At 39.5% G+C, this 24,937-nt stretch carries 19 protein-coding genes, 10 tRNA genes and 2 rRNA genes; 3 read left to right on the forward strand and 28 right to left on the reverse strand.

The window, feature by feature from the left end; genetic code table 11:
• Positions 1 to 501 precede the first annotated feature (501 nt).
• The 8 genes from ACWM35_RS24690 to ACWM35_RS24725 all read right to left on the reverse strand — a co-directional run bounded on the left by ACWM35_RS24690 (position 502) and on the right by ACWM35_RS24725 (position 11,740).
• The gene (locus ACWM35_RS24690; protein WP_454821537.1) at positions 502 to 1,731 is read right to left on the reverse strand and encodes a cation:proton antiporter; all 1,230 of its coding nucleotides are present in this window, start codon (positions 1,729 to 1,731) and stop codon (positions 502 to 504) included.
• A 9-nt stretch (positions 1,732 to 1,740) separates the two neighbouring features.
• Complete coding sequence (locus tag ACWM35_RS24695) at positions 1,741 to 2,232, reverse strand: cation:proton antiporter regulatory subunit (RefSeq protein WP_454821538.1); 492 nt, start codon at positions 2,230 to 2,232, stop codon at positions 1,741 to 1,743.
• 15 nt (positions 2,233 to 2,247) lie between these two features.
• Positions 2,248 to 2,811, reverse strand: coding sequence for a tyrosine-type recombinase/integrase (locus ACWM35_RS24700; RefSeq protein WP_454821539.1), 564 nt, complete (start codon positions 2,809 to 2,811; stop codon positions 2,248 to 2,250).
• 169 nt (positions 2,812 to 2,980) lie between these two features.
• On the reverse strand, positions 2,981 to 4,132 hold the full coding sequence (locus ACWM35_RS24705) for a mannitol-1-phosphate 5-dehydrogenase (RefSeq protein WP_454821540.1): 1,152 nt from the start codon (positions 4,130 to 4,132) through the stop codon (positions 2,981 to 2,983).
• Between the two features lies 1 nt (position 4,133).
• A complete protein-coding gene (locus tag ACWM35_RS24710) occupies positions 4,134 to 4,565 on the reverse strand; it encodes a PTS sugar transporter subunit IIA (protein ID WP_454821541.1) in 432 nt (143 codons plus the stop codon).
• A 3-nt stretch (positions 4,566 to 4,568) separates the two neighbouring features.
• The gene (locus ACWM35_RS24715; protein ID WP_454821542.1) at positions 4,569 to 6,689 is read right to left on the reverse strand and encodes a BglG family transcription antiterminator; all 2,121 of its coding nucleotides are present in this window, start codon (positions 6,687 to 6,689) and stop codon (positions 4,569 to 4,571) included.
• A gap of 192 nt (positions 6,690 to 6,881) precedes the next feature.
• Positions 6,882 to 8,303: a PTS mannitol transporter subunit IICB gene (locus tag ACWM35_RS24720; protein WP_454821543.1), complete on the reverse strand. Its 1,422-nt coding sequence runs from the start codon at positions 8,301 to 8,303 to the stop codon at positions 6,882 to 6,884.
• A gap of 353 nt (positions 8,304 to 8,656) precedes the next feature.
• Positions 8,657 to 11,740, reverse strand: coding sequence for an efflux RND transporter permease subunit (locus ACWM35_RS24725; protein ID WP_454821544.1), 3,084 nt, complete (start codon positions 11,738 to 11,740; stop codon positions 8,657 to 8,659).
• 97 nt (positions 11,741 to 11,837) lie between these two features.
• Here ACWM35_RS24725 and ACWM35_RS24730 point away from each other — a divergent pair, with 97 nt between their 5' ends.
• Positions 11,838 to 12,671: a TetR/AcrR family transcriptional regulator gene (locus ACWM35_RS24730; protein WP_454821545.1), complete on the forward strand. Its 834-nt coding sequence runs from the start codon at positions 11,838 to 11,840 to the stop codon at positions 12,669 to 12,671.
• A gap of 86 nt (positions 12,672 to 12,757) precedes the next feature.
• Here the strand turns inward: ACWM35_RS24730 and ACWM35_RS24735 are convergent, their stop codons facing one another.
• Positions 12,758 to 13,363, reverse strand: a complete 606-nt coding sequence (locus ACWM35_RS24735; protein WP_454821546.1) for an alpha/beta hydrolase — start codon at positions 13,361 to 13,363, stop codon at positions 12,758 to 12,760.
• A gap of 383 nt (positions 13,364 to 13,746) precedes the next feature.
• Here ACWM35_RS24735 and ACWM35_RS24740 point away from each other — a divergent pair, with 383 nt between their 5' ends.
• Together ACWM35_RS24740 and ACWM35_RS24745 are read left to right on the forward strand one after the other, a co-directional pair.
• A complete protein-coding gene (locus tag ACWM35_RS24740) occupies positions 13,747 to 14,757 on the forward strand; it encodes a DUF3231 family protein (protein ID WP_454821547.1) in 1,011 nt (336 codons plus the stop codon).
• Between the two features lie 74 nt (positions 14,758 to 14,831).
• The gene (locus ACWM35_RS24745; RefSeq protein ID WP_454821548.1) at positions 14,832 to 14,963 is read left to right on the forward strand and encodes a hypothetical protein; all 132 of its coding nucleotides are present in this window, start codon (positions 14,832 to 14,834) and stop codon (positions 14,961 to 14,963) included.
• A gap of 61 nt (positions 14,964 to 15,024) precedes the next feature.
• Here the strand turns inward: ACWM35_RS24745 and glmS are convergent, their stop codons facing one another.
• The 19 genes from glmS to ACWM35_RS24840 all read right to left on the reverse strand — a co-directional run.
• Positions 15,025 to 16,827: a glutamine--fructose-6-phosphate transaminase (isomerizing) gene (gene glmS / locus ACWM35_RS24750; RefSeq protein WP_454821549.1), complete on the reverse strand. Its 1,803-nt coding sequence runs from the start codon at positions 16,825 to 16,827 to the stop codon at positions 15,025 to 15,027.
• Between the two features lie 509 nt (positions 16,828 to 17,336).
• Entirely contained in the window at positions 17,337 to 18,686 is a 1,350-nt protein-coding gene (gene glmM / locus ACWM35_RS24755) for a phosphoglucosamine mutase (protein WP_454821550.1), read from the reverse strand.
• A 73-nt stretch (positions 18,687 to 18,759) separates the two neighbouring features.
• Positions 18,760 to 19,989, reverse strand: coding sequence for a CdaR family protein (locus ACWM35_RS24760; RefSeq protein WP_454821551.1), 1,230 nt, complete (start codon positions 19,987 to 19,989; stop codon positions 18,760 to 18,762).
• Positions 19,982 to 20,809 (reverse strand): diadenylate cyclase CdaA, encoded by an 828-nt coding sequence (gene cdaA / locus ACWM35_RS24765; RefSeq protein WP_454821552.1) that lies wholly within the window; start codon positions 20,807 to 20,809, stop codon positions 19,982 to 19,984. Before cdaA ends, ACWM35_RS24760 begins: the two co-directional genes overlap by 8 nt.
• Before the next feature lie 146 nt (positions 20,810 to 20,955).
• Positions 20,956 to 21,582, reverse strand: a complete 627-nt coding sequence (locus ACWM35_RS24770; RefSeq protein ID WP_454821553.1) for an anti-sigma factor family protein — start codon at positions 21,580 to 21,582, stop codon at positions 20,956 to 20,958.
• Between the two features lie 17 nt (positions 21,583 to 21,599).
• Positions 21,600 to 22,163 carry an RNA polymerase sigma factor SigW gene (gene sigW, locus ACWM35_RS24775; protein ID WP_454821554.1) on the reverse strand — a complete coding sequence of 188 codons (564 nt, stop codon included), beginning with the start codon at positions 22,161 to 22,163 and terminating at the stop codon, positions 21,600 to 21,602.
• Positions 22,164 to 22,341: 178 nt separating this feature from the next.
• The gene (rocF, locus tag ACWM35_RS24780; RefSeq protein ID WP_454821555.1) at positions 22,342 to 23,238 is read right to left on the reverse strand and encodes an arginase; all 897 of its coding nucleotides are present in this window, start codon (positions 23,236 to 23,238) and stop codon (positions 22,342 to 22,344) included.
• A 396-nt stretch (positions 23,239 to 23,634) separates the two neighbouring features.
• Positions 23,635 to 23,710, reverse strand: a tRNA-Ala gene (locus ACWM35_RS24785).
• 8 nt (positions 23,711 to 23,718) lie between these two features.
• Positions 23,719 to 23,793 (reverse strand) — tRNA-Gly (locus ACWM35_RS24790).
• Between the two features lie 54 nt (positions 23,794 to 23,847).
• Positions 23,848 to 23,920 (reverse strand) — tRNA-Lys (locus tag ACWM35_RS24795).
• Between the two features lies 1 nt (position 23,921).
• Positions 23,922 to 23,996: transfer RNA gene (locus ACWM35_RS24800), tRNA-Gln, on the reverse strand.
• Positions 23,997 to 24,040: 44 nt separating this feature from the next.
• A tRNA-Tyr gene (locus ACWM35_RS24805) sits at positions 24,041 to 24,125 on the reverse strand.
• An 18-nt stretch (positions 24,126 to 24,143) separates the two neighbouring features.
• Positions 24,144 to 24,219 (reverse strand) — tRNA-Thr (locus ACWM35_RS24810).
• Between the two features lie 10 nt (positions 24,220 to 24,229).
• A tRNA-Val gene (locus ACWM35_RS24815) sits at positions 24,230 to 24,305 on the reverse strand.
• Between the two features lie 11 nt (positions 24,306 to 24,316).
• Positions 24,317 to 24,391: transfer RNA gene (locus ACWM35_RS24820), tRNA-Glu, on the reverse strand.
• A gap of 20 nt (positions 24,392 to 24,411) precedes the next feature.
• Positions 24,412 to 24,484, reverse strand: a tRNA-Thr gene (locus ACWM35_RS24825).
• A 28-nt stretch (positions 24,485 to 24,512) separates the two neighbouring features.
• Positions 24,513 to 24,587: transfer RNA gene (locus tag ACWM35_RS24830), tRNA-Asn, on the reverse strand.
• Positions 24,588 to 24,598: 11 nt separating this feature from the next.
• Positions 24,599 to 24,714 (reverse strand): 5S ribosomal RNA (gene rrf / locus ACWM35_RS24835).
• A gap of 123 nt (positions 24,715 to 24,837) precedes the next feature.
• A 23S ribosomal RNA gene (locus ACWM35_RS24840) occupies positions 24,838 to 24,937 on the reverse strand; the annotation flags it as partial.

Raw genomic sequence — 24,937 nt, forward strand, 5'->3', positions numbered from 1 at the left:
TTATAAACCTTTTATAATTATCTTCCCTCCTTTTCATTTTGGGGGGCGGGCATTATAAACCTTTTATAATTACCTTCCCTCCTTTTCATTCGGGAGTACGGGCATTATAAACCTTTCATAATTACCTTCCCTCCTTTTCATTTGGGGGGCGGGCATTATAAACCTTTTATAATTATCTTCCCTCCTTTTCATTTTGGGGGGCGGGCATTATAAACCTTTCATAATTACCTTCCCTCCTTTTCATTCGGGAGTACGGGCATTATAAACCTTTCATAATTACCTTCCTTCCTTTTCATTTGGGGGGCGGGCATTATAAACCTTTCATAATTACCTTCCCTCCTTTTCATTCGGGAGGGCAGGCATTATAAACCTTTTATAATGACCTATCCTCACTTTTTGATGGGTTAGGGTCATTATTACCTTATCCGGGACCAATTTTTCTATATCATTTTTGATCCTCATCAAAAATGACCCAACCTAAAAACAGATTGGATCTCCCTATTACTCTCCCGGCACCTGGATTTTCTTTTTCTCCAAAGAAACGGTATTCCATTTGAATAATTTGTTTAGATAGGTGTAAATGGTTCTGCTCTCTTTTGCACAGAGTGGGCCGGCGATGGCTAAGATAAGGACGTAGAGGGCTGTAAATGGAATTAATATTGAATTTAAGCCTGCTGCAATCCCTAAATTGGCGACGATAATCGAAAATTCCCCCCGGGCCATAATCGTTAACCCAATACTGGTGGACGCTTTGTGCGAGAGCCCGGCTTGTCTCCCCGAGATCATTCCGGCCGTAAAATTTCCGGCAATCGTTATCACTGCTGCACCTAATGCCAGCCAAATGGCACCCGCTAATGTGGATGGATCAATACTTAATCCAAAACTGAAGAAGAAGATGGCACCAAAGAAATCCCGAAATGGAACAACTAGGTGCTCTATGCGATCTCGATGCTCTGTTTCTGAAAAAACTAATCCTAGCAGTAAGGCACCGATCGCTTCAGCCACATGGAGAGTTTCTGAGAAGCCCGCGACAAAGAACAATATTGCAAAGATGACAATAATGAAAATTTCATCTGATTTTATATTCAGCCATTTATTCAATAATGGCGCACCTTTTCGTGCAATGATGAAAAATAATAACATATATCCGACAGAAATAAGGACGGATGTAACAATTCCGAGGACAGAAGTGGAGCCAGCAAGTAAAACCCCTGACATTGTGGTTAAAAATAACGCGAGAAAAATATCGTCAAACAAGACAATCCCAAGAATCAACTCAGTTTCCGGATTGGCTGTTCGTTTTAAATCAACAAGAACCTTGGCGACGATTGCGCTGGATGAGACGCTGACAAGACCAGCGATAATGAGAGTCTCCATCCATGGCATCCCAGCTAAAAGGCCATATAGAATACCTAAAACAAAATTTATAGCAACATAGACACTCCCACCGACTACAATATTCCGTCCGGATTTAACTAGCTTTCCGACGGAAAATTCCAACCCTAAATAGAAGAGCAGGAATAGGACGCCGATACGGCCCAAGAATTGGATAATTTCATTACTTTCAATAAAGGTTAAATCAATGATTCCAATGGTAGGAGCGTGCGGCCCCACCAACATCCCAAGGACGATGAGGAACGGAATAATGGAAAACTTTAATTTATTTGCAATCACAGATGCTATGGCAATCAAGACAAGTGCTGTACCAACCTCAAAAACTAAATGATTCATCTATAAACCTCACCCCTTTTTCGATAGTAGGTTCTTAATCAACTCTTTTAGTTGATTTCTTTCTCCTGAAATAACTAACATATCCCCTGCTTCAATCACGGTTTCTGGGCCGGGATTATTAGACTTCCCATGTTTTTTCTTGATGGCAATTACTGTCACACCAAAGTTATTTCTGATATCGATTTCCCCAATGGTTTTATTTACAGCGGGTGCATCTGGCTCTACTTGATACCATTCAATCATTAGGTCATCAAAGGCCATGTCAATCGTCTCTAATGCTTTCGGTTTATAAGACATTCCGCCTAGTATGCCTGCAATTTGTCTAGCCTCAGCATCATTGAAAGTGACGGAGCTGACTACTTCTTCATGATCATCAGAATCAAAATGGTAAATTTCTCTTCGGCCATCATCATGAATCACAACCACTAACTTATCCTTATTTTTCGTGATAATTTCAAATTTACAGCCAATACCTGGCAATTCACGTTCTCTAATGTCCATTAAAAAATCCTCCTTTTATAAATTCACATCGATTACCGTTTTGATTTTTTCCGCTTTGGAAACACCTATATATTTTAAGGTTTCCGATGGCGTGGAGTGATGAAAATATTTCTGTAAAAGCGATATCGCAACACCCTGTTTATAGGCATGGTATCCATATGTTTTCCGTAGTGAATGTGTACCGATTTTCGTGGTGATGCCTACTTCTTGTGCGGCATCATGGATAACGCGATAGGCTTGCTGTCTTGTGATCGGCTGTTGCGTTTTTGGGGATTTAAATAAAAACATTGTGGAATCATAATTTGTGATATGCAAATAATCTTTTATTGCTTTTTTCACCTTATTGTTTAGGTAAATTTCCAGACAGTTTCCCTCATCATCTTTGAGTGTCAAATACTCTAAAACGATGCCTTTACTGTCGATTACATCCGAAACTTTAAGCTTTAGTATTTCAGAAATTTTCAGTCCGGTATTGATTCCAAAAATAAATAGGAGATAATCTCTTTCAGAATGGTTTTTTAGCACCTTTTTCATTGCCTGAATTTGCTTTAAATCACGGATTGCTTCTACATACTCCATACTTCACCCCCCACTTCGATGTTACTTAATACCAATATAACACAATATTATGTAACATACAAACAAACGGTATAAAAATACAAAAAAAGGGTCACTCGTTCATGTCCCAATCATGAGCCTATCCCTAAAATTGAAAAAAACCGCTCACAATCGTGAACGGCATTTCTGCTTATTTTTTCAACTGATGATATTGTTGGATAATCCCGGTAAACAAGGGTAATCCAGCTGCCAACCCCGTATACTTTTCAACGGCAGCTTCCAATCCATGTTCCTTAATCGTTGATTGTACTTGGACTGCTTCGTCATCTCCAGTAAAATCATACTGGAGAGCAGCTGCGACACCTTTCAAAAGAAATTCTGGCTCTTTACCAACCACCTCAAGATATTGTCTAGCCGGACTTAAGAGACGGTCATTTGCTCCAAGCTTACGGATTGGCGATCGGGCCACACGCGTCACTTCATCCACAATATAGGAGTTAGAAAAGCGTTGAAGAATTTTCTTAATATAATTTGCATGAACTTCAGCATTGAAGCCATATTTCTTAACTAAAAATTCGCCGCTTTCCTTCAGCGCTCCTTCAACCAATTCACTAATTTTCTCATTCTCCATTGCCTGATTGATGGTCTCCACACCATAATAATACCCAAAATACGCCGCCAAAGCATGACCTGTATTCACGGTGAATAGCTTTCTCTCAATATACGGAACTAGCTCTTGAACGTAGGTAATACCATTAATCGCTGGTTTTCCACCAACCAGTTTCGTTTCCTCAACCACCCACTCATAGAATGGCTCCACTTTCACCATTAATTTATCTTCATTTACTTGGTTTGGCACGATTCGGTCGACCGCAGAATCCGGAAATCCGAAGCGTCCTTCAAACTGTGACCTTTCCTCGTCCGTTAATTTTTCAAAAACCTTCTCTTTTAAAAGCGAACTGCCGCCAATCATGTTTTCACATGCAATGATATTAAGGGGTTTATCTGAAACTTCAACCCTTTTCCGCAAGCCATCTGCCACTAAACTTGCAATCAATGGGAGAATATTCGGACCGATGGCAGTCGTTACAAGATCAGCCTCCGCAATCGCAGCAATGACTTGTTCAGGATTCAAAGCGCTATTTATCGCTTTTACATTTTTTACGATAACTTCTTCCTGGGAAGGTTCCGCTAAGACAACTCGATACTCATTTCTTTCATTTAAGAGTTTTACCATTTCCGCATTAACATCGACGAAGCATGTCTGATAACCTGAATGATATAATAAATTCCCAATAAATCCGCGGCCAATATTTCCGGCACCAAAATGAACAGCTAACAAATTAGTTCACCTCTTCAAAAATAGCTAAAATTTCATCAGCTGATTTAGCAGCAACAAGCTTTTCAATATTTTCTTCTTCGGAACAAACAATCGCAATCTGAGATAAAATGTCTAGATGCTCATTATCCTTACCGGCAATTCCGATTAATAATTTCACGATATTGCCTCCGCCAAAGTCAACCCCATGTGGCACTTGAACGAAAGAAATCCCTGATGACTTCACAAACTGCTTTGAATCCTCCGTGCCATGCGGAATCGCCACAAAGTTGCCCATATAAGTCGATGTTAATTGCTCACGCTCTAGCATTTTCTCAATATAGCTTACATCGACATAGCCTTTTTCAACAAGAATGCTTCCCGTCAAACGAATCGCCTCTTCTTTTGTTCCTATTGTTTGATTTAATAAAATATTTTCCTTTGCTAAAATTGACATGATTTAAACACTCCTTATTTTCGTTAATTTCTCATCAAAAAATTGATCAAATCTTCTTGTTAGCAATGTTTCTATCCTGCCCTGATCGTTTGATTGAAACACAGAAATACTTTCTTCGCTCTCAATTAACAGTGAGCTAAGGGAGCTTAATACTTCCAAAACTCTTTCCGAGGCCTCTTCTGGTGATAGCATCAAAACGAGCGACTTCATCCCCATTTTGTTTCCGTCCATCCCAAGAACCTCAATGGGCTCAGCCACTGTATAGATTGTAAAGATAGGTTCGAGAACATGGTGAGAGCGCGTATGATAAAGTGCCATCGTCGTTTCAGGAATTCCAAGCCCGCCGAGTTTTTCCCTTTCATTAATGGAATGAATCACGGCTTCAATATCCTGAATCTTATTTTTTTCAAACAAGTCACTAACTGCGTATTCTAAAATTTCTTTCGTCTGCAATGGAGCAAGCTCTTTTAGCTCAAAACCAGCAAGAAGGCTCCCAATTGTATGGGCGTATTCTTTAATTGCGGACAGTTCTTCAATAAGTACCGCTGCTGTTCTTTTATTCACGGCTTCATTTAAAGTTATCGCGAGATTCTTCTCGGAACTGTTCACTATCAGCTGCTCATTGATAAAAGAGCGGATTTTTTCGATTTCCTCTTTATTCAGAATCGGACTCACTAAAATATAATCCAAATGGTAATCCGGAATGGGAATCGTCGAAATAATGAAGGAATAATCATCAGTCTCCATTTTCTTAAATTCCATCAGTGAGACATTTTGCACCTGCTTTAGTTCAGGAAATTCTCTTTGCAGCCGCGTAACCAGCATTTTGGATGTGCCAATCCCACTCGAGCAAATCACCAAAACTTTTACATTCCCAAGATCCTTACTGCCTAAAAGTACAGCACCGAAATGCATCACAAGATATCCTATTTCCTCGTCAGGTACCTCATACTCATGAAAAACTTGTTGCACGGCTTCTTTTACCAATGAAAAAAGCTCAGGGTAATCACGCATGATCTTTTCCAACAGCGGGTTGCTGATCCCCATCTTTTGTTTAATGCGGTAGATGGCTGGCTTTAGATGCATGACCAGTCCTTCAAATAAAGAACGATTGTCGGATAAGTCCCGCCCTGTTCGTTTCCCAACATAGTCAATCAGGTTTCGTGTTTTAACCCCTGCCTGAAAGCTTGTATCCTCGGTGAAATATTCATGATCATGGCGCAGCTTTGCACCCTTTAAATGCATCGTGATATAGGCAACCTCTGCTTGAGGGATCTCAATTTTAAATACTTTTTCTAACTCAGCCACAATTTTCTCAGCAAATTTGTATTCCTTTGAATCATGCTGATTTTCAACATAGGCTTGGTTGATGGTAATACCTTCGCCTTTTTGAATTCGTTCTACTGCAAGTGCAAGGTGAACGACTAAGCCTATATAGGCGCTGTCTGCCATCACAAAGGGCAAATCTTGCACAATCGAATCGACTATTTTTTCGACCGTAATCAGCTTTTGTTTCTCAACTAGCCCTAATAACCTTTCCGAAATAGAATTGATTTGCTGGGATGAACGCTTTTGGATATTTTCTCTTGCTAAGGATAGAATCTCAGATTCATCGAGATACTCTGAAATTAAATGGCTCATTGCCCTTCTTTTGGCGCCTTCATCCCCTTCAAGCTCAACACCATACCCTCTTTTTCTAATGAGTGAGAGTCTAGAAGCATGCAATTTCTCTTCTAATTTTGTTAAGTCTGCACTCACCGTTGCAATCGTTACATTTAGGTCATTGGCTAGACCTAGGAGTTTAACAGGTCCGTTCGCTTCTAAAAGCTCGCATAAGATAATCGTTTGCCGTTCATCAGGTGTATACTCGGTATGAAATAGATTAAATAAAAACAGCTCTAATTCGCGGATTTTATTTGGGTCTCCTGTGATTTGAACACCTACACCGGACTTCTTCTGTAACGAAAGTTCGTATTCTTTTAAAATATCTTCTACATTTTTCAAATCGCGGTGAACCGTCCTGCCACTGACGCCAATTTTGTCAGCAAGATCTTTGACGGTCGTCTCATCTGTTTCCGTTAACAGAATTTCAAGAATTTGTCTTTCTCTTGCGGTAATGTACATGTACTTCACTCCCTCTGCGAGGATAGTACTCTCATCTTATAATGTTGCCAAAATCAAAAAAATATTACTTATACTTTCATTTTATTTCGCATAAATCCCTTATACAACAATATCTAATGCTGAAATCGTCATTGGACTTGTTGACAAAATTAAAAAACCTGACAACAAAATCAATGTTGCCAGGCATTATTCCTATTCTTTCTTCAAAGAGTTAACCAACTCATCATATTTTGGACTATTTAAGAAGTTTTCTACTGAAATATGAGTAACATTCGGAAGTTTTGCTTTTGCACGATCGGTTAAATCCTTGTGGGTAATGACGACATCGGCATCTGCAGGTAAGTTGCTAATGGCTGTGTTAATAACCTCAACATCTAAACCTGCTTTTTTCACTTTATTCCGTAAAATCGAAGCACCCATCGCACTTGAACCCATTCCTGCATCACAAGCAAATACGATTTTGTTAACAGATTCAGGATTAACAGCAGTTTGTGTTGTTAATACAGATGAAACAGAGCTTTTCTTGCCTTTCATTTCTTCCATTTTTGCAGTTGCAGAAGATAAATCTTCTTCTTCCGTTGATTTGCTTGTTTTTAAGATTAAAGAAGCTACCACGAATGATACGGCTGTTGCTACTAATACACCTGCTAACACGCCAACATAATTTCCTTTTGGTGTCATCGCAAGCAGGGCAAAAATACTACCTGGTGATGGAGCCGCAACAAGTCCTGCATTGAAAAGGTTAAATGTGAATACTCCACTTATGCCCCCTGCCATAGCAGCAAGAATTAACGTCGGCTTCATTAAGATATACGGGAAGTAAATTTCATGAATACCACCTAAGAAGTGGATAATAACCGCACCTGGTGCCGTTTGTTTCGCCGTACCTTTACCGAACAACCAGAATGCAAGAAGAATACCTAATCCTGGTCCAGGGTTTGTTTCTAATAAGAAAAGAATAGACTTTCCTGCATCAGCAGCTTGTTCAATACCTAATGGACTTAAGATTCCATGGTTAATCGCATTATTTAAGAATAGTACTTTTGCCGGTTCGATAAAGATGTTAGCTAATGGCAATAAATTAGCATTGATAATGGCTTCAACTCCAGAAGCCAATACATCGCTTAATCCAACAACCACTGGTCCAATCGCTTTATAGGCAATTAATGTTAACGCACCACCAATAATTCCTGCAGAGAAGTTGTTAACTAGCATTTCAAATCCAGCTTTGATTTTGCCATGAACCGCTTGGTCAAACTTCTTAATCGCATATCCACCAATTGGTCCCATAAGCATAGCACCTAAAAACATCGGGATATCTGTTCCAACGATAACCCCCATGGTAGCCGTTGCACCAACAACCCCACCGCGGATATCATAAACCATTCGACCACCGGTAAAACCAATTAATAATGGCAATAAGAATGTGATCATTGGTCCAACTAATTTAGCCAAATCTTCATTTGGCCACCAACCTGTCGGGATAAATAACGCGGTAATAAACCCCCACGCAATAAACGCCCCGATATTCGGCAATACCATATTACTTAAGTTACTACCAAACTTTTGTATCTTCACTTTAACATCTGATTTATCTTTAGTTGTTTCGTTCATCTCTTTTTCCCCCTTCAACTTATTTTGTTGAACTTTCTATTTTTATATTAAAGCGTTTTCAGGGGTGTATCAATTCAATCAAAAGTGCATTTTGTCATTGTGGTTGTTGCCAACATTAAAATAGGTCTGAAGCCCCTAGATATTACCACTACACACTGCTTTAGTTTCAAATAAATGACATAACTCGACAACTTTCGATGCCAATTAAACGTTTAGTTAAAATCGAATGAAACCTTTAAGTGATTGGTTTCCATCCTTTAAAATCGAATGAAATTTGTCGATCATTGAATACTGTTTGCTTTCCCGAAAGCACGAAAAAACCCTCCAAGATGGACATCTTGAAGGCTTTCCCATTAGTTCTCTTCGATTTCTTTACGATTTTTCTTAAATAGCTTAGATAATACTTCATAAACGATTGGTACAACAATTAGTGTTAGTAGCGTTGAGCTTGTTAGACCACCAATTACGGTAATACCAAGACCTTTCGAGATCAAACCGCCGCCGCCTTGGCCAATTGCTAATGGAATTAACGCACCAACTGTCGCAATGGCTGTCATTAAAATTGGACGAAGACGAGTGGCTCCCGCTTCCAGGATCGCTTCACGCATGTTCATACCATCGCGTTCCATATGAATAATCCGGTCGACCAGTACAATTGCATTGGTTACAACGATACCAATGAGCATCAATAGTCCCATCATAACCGGTACAGAAATGGTTTCGCCGGCGATGTATAGGCCAGCAAAGGAACCAATAACCGCAAATGGTAATGAGAATAAGATTGTAAATGGTGCTAGACCTTCTCCGAATGTAACAACTAGGATGAAGTAAACAATCGCGATTGCCGCAAGCATTGCTACTCCTAGCTGAGTGAAGGTTTCCGTCATGTCAGCTTGAACCCCGGCAACACCTACGGTAACACCTTTCGGTAAATCTAACTTATCAATATTTTTGTCTAATTCAGATGATGCTTTTGAAATATCATCGCCAATAACCGTTGCTGAAACGGTTGCGTAGTATTCACCTTTACTACGTGCAAGTGTATTCAATGTCGTCCCCTTCTTCACCTCTACAAGTTCAGAAAGTGGCATTGTTGTTCCGAGAGCTGTTGGCACTGGTGTTGCCAAAATATCTTCAATGGACTTTGGCTGTGCAGCTTGCTCTTGCTGAACAATTACTTCTAACGAGTTCCCGTCTTTTTCAACGGTTGTTAAAACTTGTTCTGTTCTAGCAGGGTTTAACATCATGACAATTTGACCTGCAGTTAAACCATATTGAAGCAATTCATCTTGCTCGACCTTGAACGTGTACTCCACGTACGCATCTTCTGCACTTGAAGAAACATCTTCTAAGTGTTTATTTTTCTTCATTACTTTTTCTACCATTTTTACAGATTCATTTAGCTTATCTAAATCCTCACTGTAGAAGGTATAGCTAACTTCATTTTGTGCCATCGACATTGACGAGAAGTTCTGGCTCTTCCATTCACCTGTTTGGTCAATGTTGAACACATACTCTTCTATTTCTTCCCGTACCTCTGGGAAGTTCTCCATTTCCGGATCAAAGATCAGATACATTAAAGCACCGTCTCCGCCGCCACCCATCATCGCTGCCATTGGTTCGCCGCTTTCTGTCACCGATACTTGAACAATGTCAATATCATCACGTTTTAGTAATTTTTCCTCTACCGCTGCAACGTTTTCTAATGTTTCATCTTTTAACTCACCAGTTCCTGGAGTGTAAGTTAAGTACATAACCTTTTCTTCTTCACTTCCTAAGAAACTAAAACCAATCAATGGGGTTAACGCTAAGCTTCCTGCTAATAGGATAATCGCAATCACGGAAGTAATGATCTTGTGGTTCAGGGCTTTTTCAAGAATACCTCTGTACCATTTAGCTAATTTCCCAACCTCTTTATGACTACTTGCTGTTTTCTCACTGTATAACTTCTTCTTAAATAAGAAATGAGAAAGAGCAGGTACGATCGTAATCGCGACAATTAATGACGCTCCAAGGGCAAATGCCATTGTCAAGGCAAACGGCATGAACAATTCTCCGACCATACCACCAACGAACATTAATGGCGCAAATACAGCAACCGTTACTAATGTCGACGACAGAATTGGTTTAAACATTTCAATGGTTGCTTCACGGATCAAGGCCCGGCCATTCAATTTTTCTTCTTTCAAATGGATTCGACGATAAATATTTTCAACTACAACGATCGAGTCATCGATGACACGGCCAATTGCTACCGTAATCGCACCTAATGTCATAATATTTAGCGTTATATCCATCCAGTTCAGCACGAGTAATGCCATAAAAATCGAAACTGGAATCGAGATAATGGAAATAATCGTTGATTTCACATCACGTAAAAATAGCAGGATGATTAATACGGCAATCAAGCCGCCAAAGACTGCTTTTTCAACCATGGTTGAAACGGAATCTTCAATTGGTTTACCTTGGTCAAGTGTTACATCGATAACAAGACCATCAACCTTTTTCTTTTCCTCTTTTGCTAATTTCTTCACACTATTCACAACATCAACGGTATTAGCTTGCTGTTCTTTGACAATCTGGATAGCAATCGCGTCTTCACCATTTGTGCGTGAAATCGATTGTACCTTACCCACTACATCGATGGTTGCAATATCACTAAGTTTCACAAACGGATTTGGATTTGCTGCCGATGGTGTTACCGGAATTAGCATTTCCTTCAACTCATCCGCAGTCATAAACTTACCATCAATGGCGACAGCTTGCTCGCCCTCTTCAAATTCGTAAAGACCTAATGATACCGCTAGGTTACTAGCTTGGATCATTTGTTTGACCGTATCTTCTGTGATACCAAGTTCAGCCATTTTCGCTTCGTTATAAGTAAGATCTACTTCTTCGATATGCTGGCCAGTTATGGTTGCAGAGCCAACACCCTCAAGTTTTTCAATTTTTGGAAGGATACTTTCTTCGACCGTTGAAGTTAATTCAACGATATCCTCTTTAGAACTACTTACACTTAGTGCCACCACTGGCATCATGTTCATGCTAATGGATGTAATCGTCGGCTCTTGTGCTCCTTCTGGTAGTTTCACTGCATCTAAGGCAGACTCTAATGCCCGCTTCGCCTCATCCATATCAATTCCGTATTCATACTCGACTTGAATACTTGACATATTGGAATAGGAATTAGAATAGACAAATTTCACATCTTCAAGGCCTTCAACGGCTTTTTCTATCGGCATGGATACGTCTTCCATAACCTGTTCAGGCGTGGCACCTGGATAAACATCCATTACCATTAAGTATGGAATCGATATATCTGGTATTGTTTCCATATTCATTCGAGTAGTGGAATACATCCCCGATACTGTAATGATAATGGTTAACAGCCATACTGCTAATTTATTTTTTAAGACAAAGTTGACTAAACCCTTCACTGTTACACCTACCCTTATTTGACTTCATTAGCTCATTTACTTATAATAATGACTAACCGGTCATTTGTCAACGAATAGTACTTTAGGAGCGATAAAATTGATAAAAAAGCAATTAATAATGGAAAAAGCCTTAGAGTTATTTGCAAAACAAGGTTTTGGCGCTACTTCCATTCAACAAATTACAGAGCACTGCGGCATTTCTAAAGGGGCCTTTTATTTATCGTTCAAGTCAAAGGACGAATTGATATTAGCACTAATTGACCATTTTATGATGCAATTCACCTCTGATATTGACTATGTAGTCAGAAATTCTAACAATGACGAAGAACTACTATATAAGTTTTATTATGAAACATATATTGCTTTTCTTAAGCATACTGATTTTGCCAAAATCCTTATGAAAGAGCAAATGCAAACATTCAATGAAGAGTTTATCTTAAAAATGCATTACTTCGATAAATCATTGGAAAAAATTATTTTATTTATGCTTGAGCGTTTATATGGCAAAGAGATCGACAGCATAAAATATGATTTAGTTTACTGTATCAAAGGGTTTATGAGCACCTATTCACACATATTATTATTCAATCAAATCCCGTTAGATCTTGATCTATTATCAAAATCTCTTGTGGAAAAAACAAAGACCCTTGTGAAACACACGACCATTCCATTTATCTCCAAAGAGCTGAATCAATTATTAGAACATCCGTTAGATGGAGAAGTAACCAAGGAACATTTGCTCGAAATCCTTGGGCAAAAAATAGACGAAATGGAAGGTTCAATTGAAAAGGAATCACTCACCCTGCTTAAACAGGAGCTGGTCGAACCTAGTTTTAGCCCTGTAATTGTGAAAGGATTGCTAGAGAATATTCGCAATCACCCTCATTGTAAAGGGATTTCCTATTTACTTCGTGAGTATTATAAGTTGTAATTATGCAAAAGGTTAAGAAACATGTTTTGGACAATAGAAAAGAGCTAGTCGATTACCGATTAGCTCTTTCGTTAAACCTGATATTTTTATTTAATCTTGCGATACCAGCTTGCAGCGGCTTCAACCTCTTGCATCGTTAATTGATGACCTCTATTCCCCCAATGAAGTTCTACATTCGCATTGGCCCCTTCCATTAACGCTTGTAGTTCTGTTGATTCTTGAGATGAACAGATTGGATCATTGGTTCCCGCAGCAATAAATACCGACTTGCCCGTTAAGTCCGGGAGATCCAGCCCTCTTCTCGGAACCATTGGATGATGGAGAATCGCCGCTTTTAGTGCGTTTTGATAATGAAATAAAAGGCTAGCAGCGATATTGGCCCCATTTGAATAGCCAATCGCTAGGATATTCTCTCGATTAAAACCGTATTTTTCTGCCGCTTCATCCAGAAACTCATTTAATTCTTTTGTTCGAAAAATTAGATCTTCCTCATCAAAAACACCTTCGGCTAATCTGCGAAAAAACCGTGGCATCCCATTTTCTAATACATTCCCACGGACGCTTAATACATTTGCCTGATCATCAATCATACCAGCAAGTGGCAGCAGATCTAATTCATTCCCTCCTGTACCATGAAGCAATAGTAAAGTAGGACTTGTTGGATCTTGCCCCTGATTGAAAATATGTTTCATTATTTATCTCCTCCAGAACATGACATTAGTCTAGTTATTTTGTTCTAAAAATGAAAAATATATAGAATTCGAAAACTAATCCCTAATTTTATCTTGAATTAAAATATCTTGAATACAAGATAATAATATTCCTAAAAGTCTCTTTTGTCAACTTCCCTTCATTTAGTCTCCGTCCAATTCGTTAGATATCATGCATGCTAGTAATCAATCAAACGTTTGATTAGTTTTTCTCTTAAACTAATTAAACGTTTGATTAAATTCTATTATTAGCTATGATGCAACAATACGACCCAAATTGTATCCATAAAACAGGTTAATATTTGTAACCCAAACAGGTTAAATTAAAAATAGTGGATAATGATATTTAACTGGAGGAATAGAACTTGATTTTAACAAACCCGATAAGTGCATCTGAGGTGGGAACTCTTTGGCTAACTTACGAAGAAAAGACACTTATAATGAGAATGTTGGAATATTTTATAGAGAAATCGGAGGATCAAGAAGGTAGAAATATTTTGGGTGGTTTGTGGCAAGAGCTTAATTATTATGTTTTGAAAATGGAAGAATTGTTTGAAGAGCAAGGAATGGCAAAACCTATAGGTTATACAACAGCAGATGTTAACTTGCAAGCTCCCAAATTATTCGACAATGGCTTTGATATTATGTTTGTCCGTATATTAAAAGAAGTAAGCATGGGGATGTACACCATCAATATGAATATGGCCTATAATGATAAAGTCATGCAAATTTTTGAAGGTCTAACGATGGTTACTCAAAAGATTTATAAATTATCAACCCTTTACTTACTTGAAAAGGGAATTCTCACGCTTCCACCGAAAGTAACAATGCCAACTTCCATTGAGTTTATTGAAAGCAAAAATTATTTGAATGGGTTTAACCCCTTTTCTGACAAAAGGGCCTTAAATGCTCTTGAGCTCGGCTTTCTTCATCATAGTATTGAGGTAAATAATATTGGAATGCAACTGATTACCGGTTTTGCCCAATGTGCGGAGAAGAAAGAGGTCAAAGAATACTTTGTGAAAGGAAAAGAGCTAGCGAAGAAACAGATTAAAGTAATGGAAGATATTCTTTTAGAAAGCGATGTTCAGTTTTCCGCTACTTCAGGCAGCACGGTAACAAAATCAACCGTCGCTCCATTCTCTGACAAGCTTATGATGCATTGCATTTACCTTCTTAATGGATTTGGACTTGTTGCGAGTAGCTTTGGGGCATTTTTTACTTATCGAAATGATATAACGATGAAAACAACCTTATTAGCCAAAGATATTTATTTCTATGGACAAGAAGGAGTTAAGCTTAAGATTAAACATGGTTGGTTTGAGGAGCCGCCACAAATGGAGGATCGGGCACGCATAATAAAAGATGGTAAATGAATAAATCATTGTTCAAAGCAGAAAATAATTCTAGTGTTAGTATTAACACTAATTTTGAATGTGGAGGGATAGCTTTGAATACACTTATTTCCTTACTATCTGCCTTAATTAGTTTATTAATTAAAGGAACATTCTTAATGGAGCATTTAACTGTTAGAGTTAAAACTTTAGTAAGAATGCCGAATTTAGTAAAAGTGTTAAGTTAGCCTATTTCCACATTATTAAAAAAGGGTAAGCATAAGATTTATGCTTACCCTTTTTGCTATTCTACTCAACGGTTACCGATTTTGCAAGGTTACGTGGTTTATCGACATCGCAACCACGGTGCAACGCTGCGTAGTAGGCAATTAATTGTAACGGTATGACAGAGATAAGTGGTGTTAATAATTCGTGTACTTCTGGGATGACGAAGCTGTCTTCGTCCATGTTAAGACCCTTCATCGAAATAATGCATGGGTTTGCACCACGGGCAACAACTTCCTTGACGTTACCTCGGATACTTAGGTTCACACTTTCCTGTGTTGCAAGGGCAATGACTGGGGTTCCTTCTTCAATTAAAGCAATCGTCCCATGCTTTAACTCCCCGCCAGCAAAGCCCTCTGCTTGAATATAAGAGATTTCTTTAAGCTTTAACGCACCCTCTAAGCCAACATAATAGTCGACACCGCGGCCGATAAAGAAAGCATTTCGGGTAACAGCTAAGAACTCACGAGAAATAACCTCAATCAACTCTTTAGAATCACAAAGCACTTCCATAGCATTTGCTATGATACCAAGTTCATGAACAAGGTCAAAATCTACAGAGATGTTTTGGCTTTTCGCTGTAACTTCAGCTAAAATAGCCAATACCGCAAGTTGCGCTGTGTAAGCTTTTGAAGAAGCAACCGCGATTTCTGGACCTGCATGTAGTAAAAGTGTATAATCCGCTTCACGTGATAAAGTCGAGCCAGGAACATTCGTAATCGTTAATGTTGGATAACCCATTTCCTTTACTTTCACAAGCACAGCACGGCTATCAGCTGTTTCCCCACTTTGAGAAATGAAGATGAACAACGGTTTCTTCGTCAATAGTGGCATATTGTAGACAAATTCGCTGGCAATATGCACTTCCACAGGAAGTTTAGCAATGTTTTCAATGAACTGCTTACCAACAAGTCCAGCATGATAAGAAGTACCAGCTGCAATAATATAGACACGGTCAGCGGCATTCATTGCCGTAATGATTTCAGGGTCGATGGTTAATTCACCCTGTTCATTTTGATACGTTTGAATAATCTTACGCATCACCAGTGGCTGCTCATCGATTTCTTTTAGCATATAGTGCGGGTATGTCCCTTTTTCAATATCGCTGGCATCTAATTCCGCTGTATATGGTGCACGCTTAATCGTTTCACCGTTAAGGTTTTGAATGGTTACTTCATCCTTCGTGACAATGACGATTTCTTTGTCCATTAATTCAACATATTGGTTCGTTACCTGAAGCATTGCCATCGCATCGCTGGCAACAACATTGAAATCGTCCCCTAGGCCGACTAGCAACGGGCTTTTGTTTTTCGCCACGTAAATGGTGTCACTGTTTTGTTTATCCAATAAAGCAAGCGCATAGGATCCGTGTAATAGCGTTAATGTCTTACAGAACGCTTCTTTTACCCCTAGGCCTTCATTTACAAGCTTTTCAATCAATTGAACAATGACTTCAGTATCTGTTTCACTGACAAAAGTTACATCTGTTAAATACTCACGCTTTAAAAGATCATAGTTCTCAATGACACCATTATGAACAAGCGTAAAACGGCCTGTTGTACTTTGATGTGGATGAGAGTTTACCTTGCTTGGTACGCCATGTGTTGCCCAACGAGTATGACCAATACCAATATTTGCAAGCACGTCAACATCTACGATCTCACGTAAATCCGCAATTCGTCCCTTTTCTTTAAAAACATGGACACCATTTTCATTCATTACCGCAATACCAGCGGAGTCATATCCTCTATATTCAAGCTTTTCTAGGCCTTTTAATAAGATTTCTTTCGTATCGTTATTTCCAATATAACCAACAATTCCACACATTTTTCTTTTCCTCCCTAAATTAGGGGGCAAGAATGCTCTTTCGGAGGCTTACCTTGCCCCCTTATCTCTGTTTTTCTTCAGGTATCTGTCTATACCTTTTTTTGAGACTTACCTTAGTATGCGCAATTTCTTCTCTTTGTCCACCAAGTTACCTCGATGTTTTAAAGAAGAACTTTCGATTGTGCGTGCAACCGGGAGGTATCCGCCGAACATTCGATAAACCTCCTCCTCGTCAACTAACCAAACTCACTTTCGGTTAGTTCAGGCGCTTTAAGTTTTCCATTTTTGTTTACCTCTGTCCTCCTTCCAATTCTTGTACTTTGAATAATCAAAGCAAACTAATATTACCTGATGAATGGAAATTCGTCAACCAATATCAGAATGGAAAAGTGTTTATTTTTTCCAACACATAATAAAATATGCATAAGGGATCGGTAAAGTTCCCTTATGCAAAAAAAGAGAAGCTGCTGCGCTTTAATTAGGCACTGCAGCTAAACACTAAAGTTTATCTATTCTTTTAATTCCATTTCCGCTTTTACCACGGCAACAATTCTGTCAACATATGACGCGCATAGTTCTTCTGTTGGGGCTTCTGCCATCACGCGAACTAGCGGCTCTGTTCCTGATGGACGAACTAGAATCCGGCCGTCCCCGTTCATTTCGGCCTCAACCTGCTCAATGACTTCTTTTACTTTCAGATTATCCGTTACATGGTGTTTATCCGTTACCCGAACGTTAACAAGCTTTTGCGGGAACTTTTTCATCTCAGCTGCTAATTCGGAAAGTTTCTTTTGTGTCACCTTCATAATATTCACTAATTGCAATCCTGTTAACAGGCCATCTCCAGTCGTATTATAGTCCAAGAAAATGATGTGACCAGATTGCTCACCGCCAAGGATAAATCCATTCTTCTTCATTTCCTCTACGACATAGCGATCACCAACGGCAGTAGGTACGCTTTGAATACCATGGCCTTCAAGACCTTTATAGAACCCAAGATTACTCATAACCGTTGACACAATTGTATTATGCTTAAGACGTCCTTGCTCCTTCATAAACTTCCCACAAATGTACATGATTTGATCCCCATCAACGATATTCCCTTTTTCATCAATGGCAATAAGACGGTCTCCGTCACCATCAAAGGAAAGTCCTACATCTGCCCCTTTTTCTTTAACCAACTCAGCTAACGCTTCTGGATGAGTTGATCCGACACCCGCATTAATATTTATACCGTTCGGCGATGCGCCCATAACAGAAATATCCGCATCTAGGTCAGCAAATAAATGTGTTGCAAGGGATGATGTAGCACCGTGTGCACAATCTAGGGCAACATGGATTCCAGAGAAATCTTCATCAACTGTATTTTTAAGGAATTGCAGATACTTTTGGCCACCTTCAAAATAATCCATCACCTGGCCAAGATCTCCGCCAACCGGACGTGGTAAATGATCACCTTCCATGTCGATCAATTCTTCAATTTCAAGCTCTTGTTCGTCAGAAAGTTTAAAGCCGTCTGGTCCAAAGAATTTAATTCCATTGTCCGCAACTGGGTTATGGGATGCCGAAATCATGACTCCAGCCTCTGCCCCTAATGCTTTTGTTAAGTATGCTACACCCGGAGTGGAAATAACGCCGAGACGCATGACCTCTGCTCCAATCGATAAAAGACCTGCGACTAACGCTCCCTCGAGCATATGCCCAGAAACACGTGTGTCACGACCAATTAGTACCTTTGGACGATTCTTGTCTTTTGTCAAAACAAATCCGCCGAAACGACCCAATTTAAATGCTAATTCTGGTGTTAGCTCACTATTTGCAACCCCGCGGACACCATCCGTACCAAAGTATTTTCCCATTATCAAAATCGCTCCTTATCATGTATACTGCTACAACTTATAGTTAGCTTTCGTTTCTTGCACACTTCTACTTTTATACGTTATCTTTCGTTATTGTAATTTTTGCTGTTGATTTATCCGGCTTCCAATTGACATTAGGAGGGCCCTCAACCTGGATATTGACATCATGACTACCTTCAGTAATTCCGGTTAAATCAATAAACACATTAAAGTCCTTTTGGCTTAACGCTGTTATTAGATCACTGGAACCAAATACAAGCAAATTAATCGCTCGATTAGCCGGGTCATTAATAACCGCATGATGCTGTACGGACAGTCCCCTAATATTAATCGGGATTCCGGAGACTGTCTTCTCTGTTTCCTTTTTTACGACTACAGTTGCCTTTACCGTTTGTGGTGATACCTTCGTAATACCATTTGGAATGATAACTGGTAAAGTTAGCGTTGTATTATCCGTTATTTTACTGACATCGACCTCTACCCGAACATTCTCGGTATTCTTAACGACATCCTCATCTCCGGTTATCGATGCTTCGTTTACATCTAAGTCGATGGATTCAATCGTAATGCCAGATGGGGCATTTCCTTTTTCTAAAACATTAATTGGCACCGTTTTGCTTGAGTTTTTGATCGGGATTGTCACCTCAACACTTGCCGGCTCAACGACCACCTTTAGTTTATTTAGCTCCTTATCCAGTACTTGAACCTGGGCTTCTCTGGTAAAGGTTTCATTAAATGTGTCTTTTCCATCAATCGTTGCTTTTACATATGTAATTTTATTAATTACATCACGCGCACCGGTAATTTTTACTTTATTCGGTTCCACTACTGGCTGACCGGCTTTATATCCTTCCTCTATTAAGGAATTGTTAAATTCGGCTTCCACTTTGAATTCCTTTGTAACCTTCTCCTGTACCGATACCGTGACGGAGGAAGGCTTAATGGTTGCCTTTAGCTTATCCGATAAATCTCTAACCTCAAATTTCACCTTTTGATTTCCGATTTTTGGGTTCGTTAAATCAACAAAGACCTCAAAATTCTTTAAAGCTTTGGCGGATTGAACATTCGGCATCGGACCTTCTATCGCAACTTCAACGGTATCAGGAATTCCCGAAACCACAAGATTTTCCGTATCGTAATAGGCTTTAACTGGGATATCAACAAGTGTCGCCGAAGACTCTTCCCCTGGAACATTAATATCTGAAGTTTCGCCGCTTGAGTTTGGAACAGCTGTATAGAGCAGAACAGCTAATAGTAAGGCGAGTATCTTAAGAAACCAAGGATTATCCATCAGTTTATCCATTATTCTTCCCCCTCCAGTTCCAGCGAGCTGAAGAAGCTGTTTTGTCTTTGTTGCTGATAATCAAATCATGAGCGATTAATTCTTTAAATCCCTCTAGTGTTAAATTGCGGTGCAGCTCTCCATTTTTCGTTAATGAAATATTGCCCGTTTCTTCCGATACAACCACTGTGATACTATCCGTCACTTCACTAATTCCTAAGGCAGCACGGTGTCTTGTCCCTAGTTCTTTCGATATGAAAGGACTCTCTGATAAAGGAAGATAACAAGCCGCTGCCGCAACATTATTCTTCTGGATAATAACGGCTCCATCATGGAGCGGTGTATTCGGTATAAAAATATTAATGAGTAATTCAGAAGAAACCTTCGCGTCTAATGGAATACCCGTTTCTATGTAATCACTCATACCCGTTTCTCTCTCGATCGAGATTAAAGCTCCAATACGGCGTTTCGCCATATAATCCGTTGCTTTAATAATCGCCTCCACGGTTTTCTCTTGTTCATCATCGTCTTGACCACTGCTTCTTGAAAAAAACCGTCCCCGACCTAATTGTTCAAGGGCTCTTCTAAGCTCTGGCTGAAAAATAATTATTATCGCAAGAAATCCCCAATTTATGGTCTGCTGCATAATCCAGCTTAACGTCTTTAAGCCGAAAAATTCACTGACAACCCTCGCTAGGAGAATAACAAAAATTCCTTTTAATAACTGGACAGCTTTTGTTCCTTTTATGAGGTTAATCAGTTTATAAATGACATACCATACAAGGAGAATATCAACAATCGTAGCTAAATACTCCCATAAAGTGAAATCCTCAAACGGCATTGTTTTTCCTCCGTAAGTTTCTTAAAAATCAAATGATTTTCATAACCTTTATATTATACCATAAAACCTACTTGTACCTTATTATATGTAATTGAAATGAATAATCGTAATGAAATAAAAAGAAATCACTCCTTAAAGAGTGACTTCTATTCTTCTTTACTTTGATCAAAAATATCTATAACCTCGTATGCTGTTTTTTTCATGTGATACCATATCCAATCGAATACCTCGTTTACTTCCTCTATTTGCCCGGTTACATGTCCGGCAGAAGCTAAATATTGTTCTCCGTTTATGACGGTAACATCGCCCTGTACTTCCCCTTCAACCTTAAGATTTCCATTTCGGACGACGACATCGCCCTTTACTACTTCACCTTCAGGAACAATAACAGTATCTTTTTGTACAACCAAATTTTCCTGCTTTGAAAAGGACAATTCATGTCCCTGGTTCCAGGTAGAAGCTAGGCTTCCAATCATAAGTACGACAAATACGGAAGCTGCCGCGAGCATAGGATGATTCCGCAGCCATCTTTGTACACTGACTTTTTTCTTCTCTTTCGGAAGATGGGCCATAACGCCCGCGGTAAAATCTGCAGACGGCTGCATCGTTGATGTACCTTTTATAAAGGCAATTGTCTTTTTATATTCATTGAATATTGTCTCACAATCTTTACAACTTTGGAGGTGATCTCTTAGTTTCTTCTCATTTGTTGGGTCAATTTCTTCGTCTAAGTATTCATGCATTAGTTCGATGATTTCCTCTGAACACTTCACCGTGTTTTCACCTCTTATCACAAATAACGTAATTGTTGTCTTAATGCTTCGCGCCCACGATGGATTCGTGTCTTTACTGTCCCTAAAGGCATATCGAGAATCTCACTAATTTCATTAAGGGACAATTCTTCAATGTATTTTAGAACAATAACCGACCGGTATTTTTCCGGCAGTTTCATAATTTCCTTTTGAACCGTTTCTTGTAGCTCTAAACTTTCCAATTCTTTTTCAGGTAATGGCGAATCAGATTCTAACTGTGAATACATTGTTAATCCATCAGTACCCGATACTTCAGCATCTAAGTAATAATCAGGCTTTTTCTTTCTGATTCTATCGATGCATAAATTCGTAGCAATTCGAAATAACCAGGTTGAAAACTTCAAATCTTGATTAAACGAATTTATATTAACATATGCACGGATGAAGGCTTCTTGTGCCATATCCTCTGCCTCATGCCGGTTGCCAAGCATCCGAAAACAAAGTTGGTAAATACTGTTTTTATATATTTCAATGATTTCAGCAAATGCATCTTGATCGCCTTTAATAACTTGTTTTATTCGTTTTTTTATAATGGCATCCATTTATTTTCCTCAGCTCCATTGTGGCTATACACTCTTACGAATCAATAGCTAAAAAAGTTTCAAATTATAATTAAATCTTTTACAAATTTAATTTTAACAAATTTTTACTGGAAATAGTAATGTTAGGATGCCTGAAAAATACAAAAGCAGCTTCTACAAAAGCTGCTTTCCGTTTATCTTATAGTAATTTTTCCCCGAACAATGATCCCATTAGTGCCACTGCCGCCTGTGCTGTTTTGTTTTTCTCATCTAAAATAGGATTGACTTCCACAAATTCAGCGGATGTAATTAATCCTGATTCTTCTAGCATTTCCATTGCTAAGTGGCTTTCACGGTAGCTGATTCCGCCCATAACTGGCGTTCCAACACCAGGTGCGTCCATCGGATCTAGTCCGTCTAGATCAAGTGATAAGTGAACTCCATCTGTCTTATCTTTAAGATAAGCAATGGTTTCCTCCATCACCTTTGCCATGCCTAAACGATCAATTTCGTGCATGGTAAAAACTTTAATGCCTTTTTCTTGGATTAAAATCTTTTCTCCTTCATCAAGGGACCTTGCCCCAATAATGACAATATGCTCTGGTTTAATCTTTGGCGTATAGCCACCAATGTCTGTAAGTAAAGGATGCCCTAAACCAATGCTGACCGCTAATGGCATCCCATGGATATTCCCTGATGGAGAGGTCTCTGCTGTATTTAAATCACCGTGAGCATCATACCAGATGACTCCTAAGTTTTTATAATGCTTCGCCACACCCGCCAGTGTCCCAATCGCAATGCTATGGTCACCGCCAAGTACAAGCGGGAATGACCCGGCTTGGATAACTTCATCTACTTTTTCAGCGAGCAATGTATTTTTTTCTGCTACAAGATCTAAATTACGTAAATTAGATTCTTTATCCACAACCACTTCCGGTCTACCAATAGGGATATCACCTAAATCGTGGACGTCATCAAATAATGGCCTTAGTCTCTCATTAATTCCTGCGTAACGAATGGCGCTCGGCCCCATATCTACCCCACGTCTCATTTGACCTAAATCCATTGGCATCCCGATAATTGAAAGCTTCTTCATGTTATTCCTCCTAACCCTTGTTACTTCTATTTTAACCGCTTTCATTAAGATGACTCAACTCGACAAAATTATGTATATATATACGGTATGAATTCGGATTATCATTAAGGGTTTTTATTGGTGACCGTTTCTCTCTTTTTTCATCATTTCGGTAGCCAAAAGCACTTATTGGCTACCGCTCTTACATTTTTACTTCCTTTCAGTCGCCAATCCCCCTTATTGACTACCGTATTCCTTCTTTTTCCGTTCTCTTGATAGGCAATAGCCTCCATTGGCTATCGGTTTCCTTCTTTTTTCACTCTTTAAGTCGTTAATAGTATCATTAAAATTTTTCTTAAACATAAAAAAAGCCTTAAACCATAACAGGTTTAAGGCAAATATCTATATGTAGTGTGATGGTGGAGCCTAGCGGGATCGAACCGCTGACCTCCTGCGTGCAAAGCAGGCGCTCTCCCAGCTGAGCTAAGGCCCCAAAGAGTCTGGAGCGGAAGACGGGATTCGAACCCGCGACCCCCACCTTGGCAAGGTGGTGTTCTACCACTGAACTACTTCCGCACTCATAGTTAAAGACCCAAAGAATTATATTCCGCAGGTCTTGTTGTTAAATGATGAGCCATGAAGGACTCGAACCTTCGACCCTCTGATTAAAAGTCAGATGCTCTACCAACTGAGCTAATGGCTCTTGGCTGGGCTAGCTGGATTTGAACCAACGCATGTCGCAGTCAAAGTGCGATGCCTTACCGCTTGGCTATAGCCCAATGTGATTAATAATAAGTTTGTCCAGTTTTCTAAAAAATATGAATGGTGGAGGGGGACGGATTCGAACCGCCGAACCCGGAGGGAGCGGATTTACAGTCCGCCGCGTTTAGCCACTTCGCTACCCCTCCATATTCAATTCAAGAAAATGGTGCCGGCGAGAGGACTTGAACCCCCAACCTACTGATTACAAGTCAGTTGCTCTACCAATTGAGCTACCCCGGCACATAAAATATGGTGGAGGATGACGGGATCGAACCGCCGACCCTCTGCTTGTAAGGCAGATGCTCTCCCAGCTGAGCTAATCCTCCAAAAATATAAATGGTGACCCCTACGGGATTCGAACCCGTGTTACCGCCGTGAAAAGGCGGTGTCTTAACCGCTTGACCAAGGGGCCATTAAATTATGAAATAGGTAAGCTTCCAAGCGGGCTCGAACCGCTGACCTCTTCCTTACCATGGAAGTGCTCTACCTACTGAGCTATGGAAGCATAGCTAATTTTTTCAAAAAAAATAAAATGGCTCCGCAGGTAGGACTCGAACCTACGACCGATCGGTTAACAGCCGATAGCTCTACCACTGAGCTACTGCGGAATAATATAACAGCCTGGCAACGTCCTACTCTCACAGGGACAAAGTCCCAACTACCATCGGCGCTGAGAAGCTTAACTTCCGTGTTCGGTATGGGAACGGGTGTGACCTTCTCGCCATTATTACCAGACTATTTGGTAAGACATTATTTATTATAATGACTTTTTAAAATTTTGCAAGAGAAAATTTTCATTCCCTCAAAACTAGATAATGTAGAAGAAGTTTAAGTAAAAACGAGTAATGCCATAAGACTATGGTTAAGTCCTCGAACGATTAGTATCAGTCAACTCCACATGTTACCACGCTTCCATCTCTGACCTATCAACCTGATCATCTTTCAGGGTTCTTACTAG

The sequence above is a fragment of the Neobacillus sp. K501 genome, assembly GCF_053749995.1.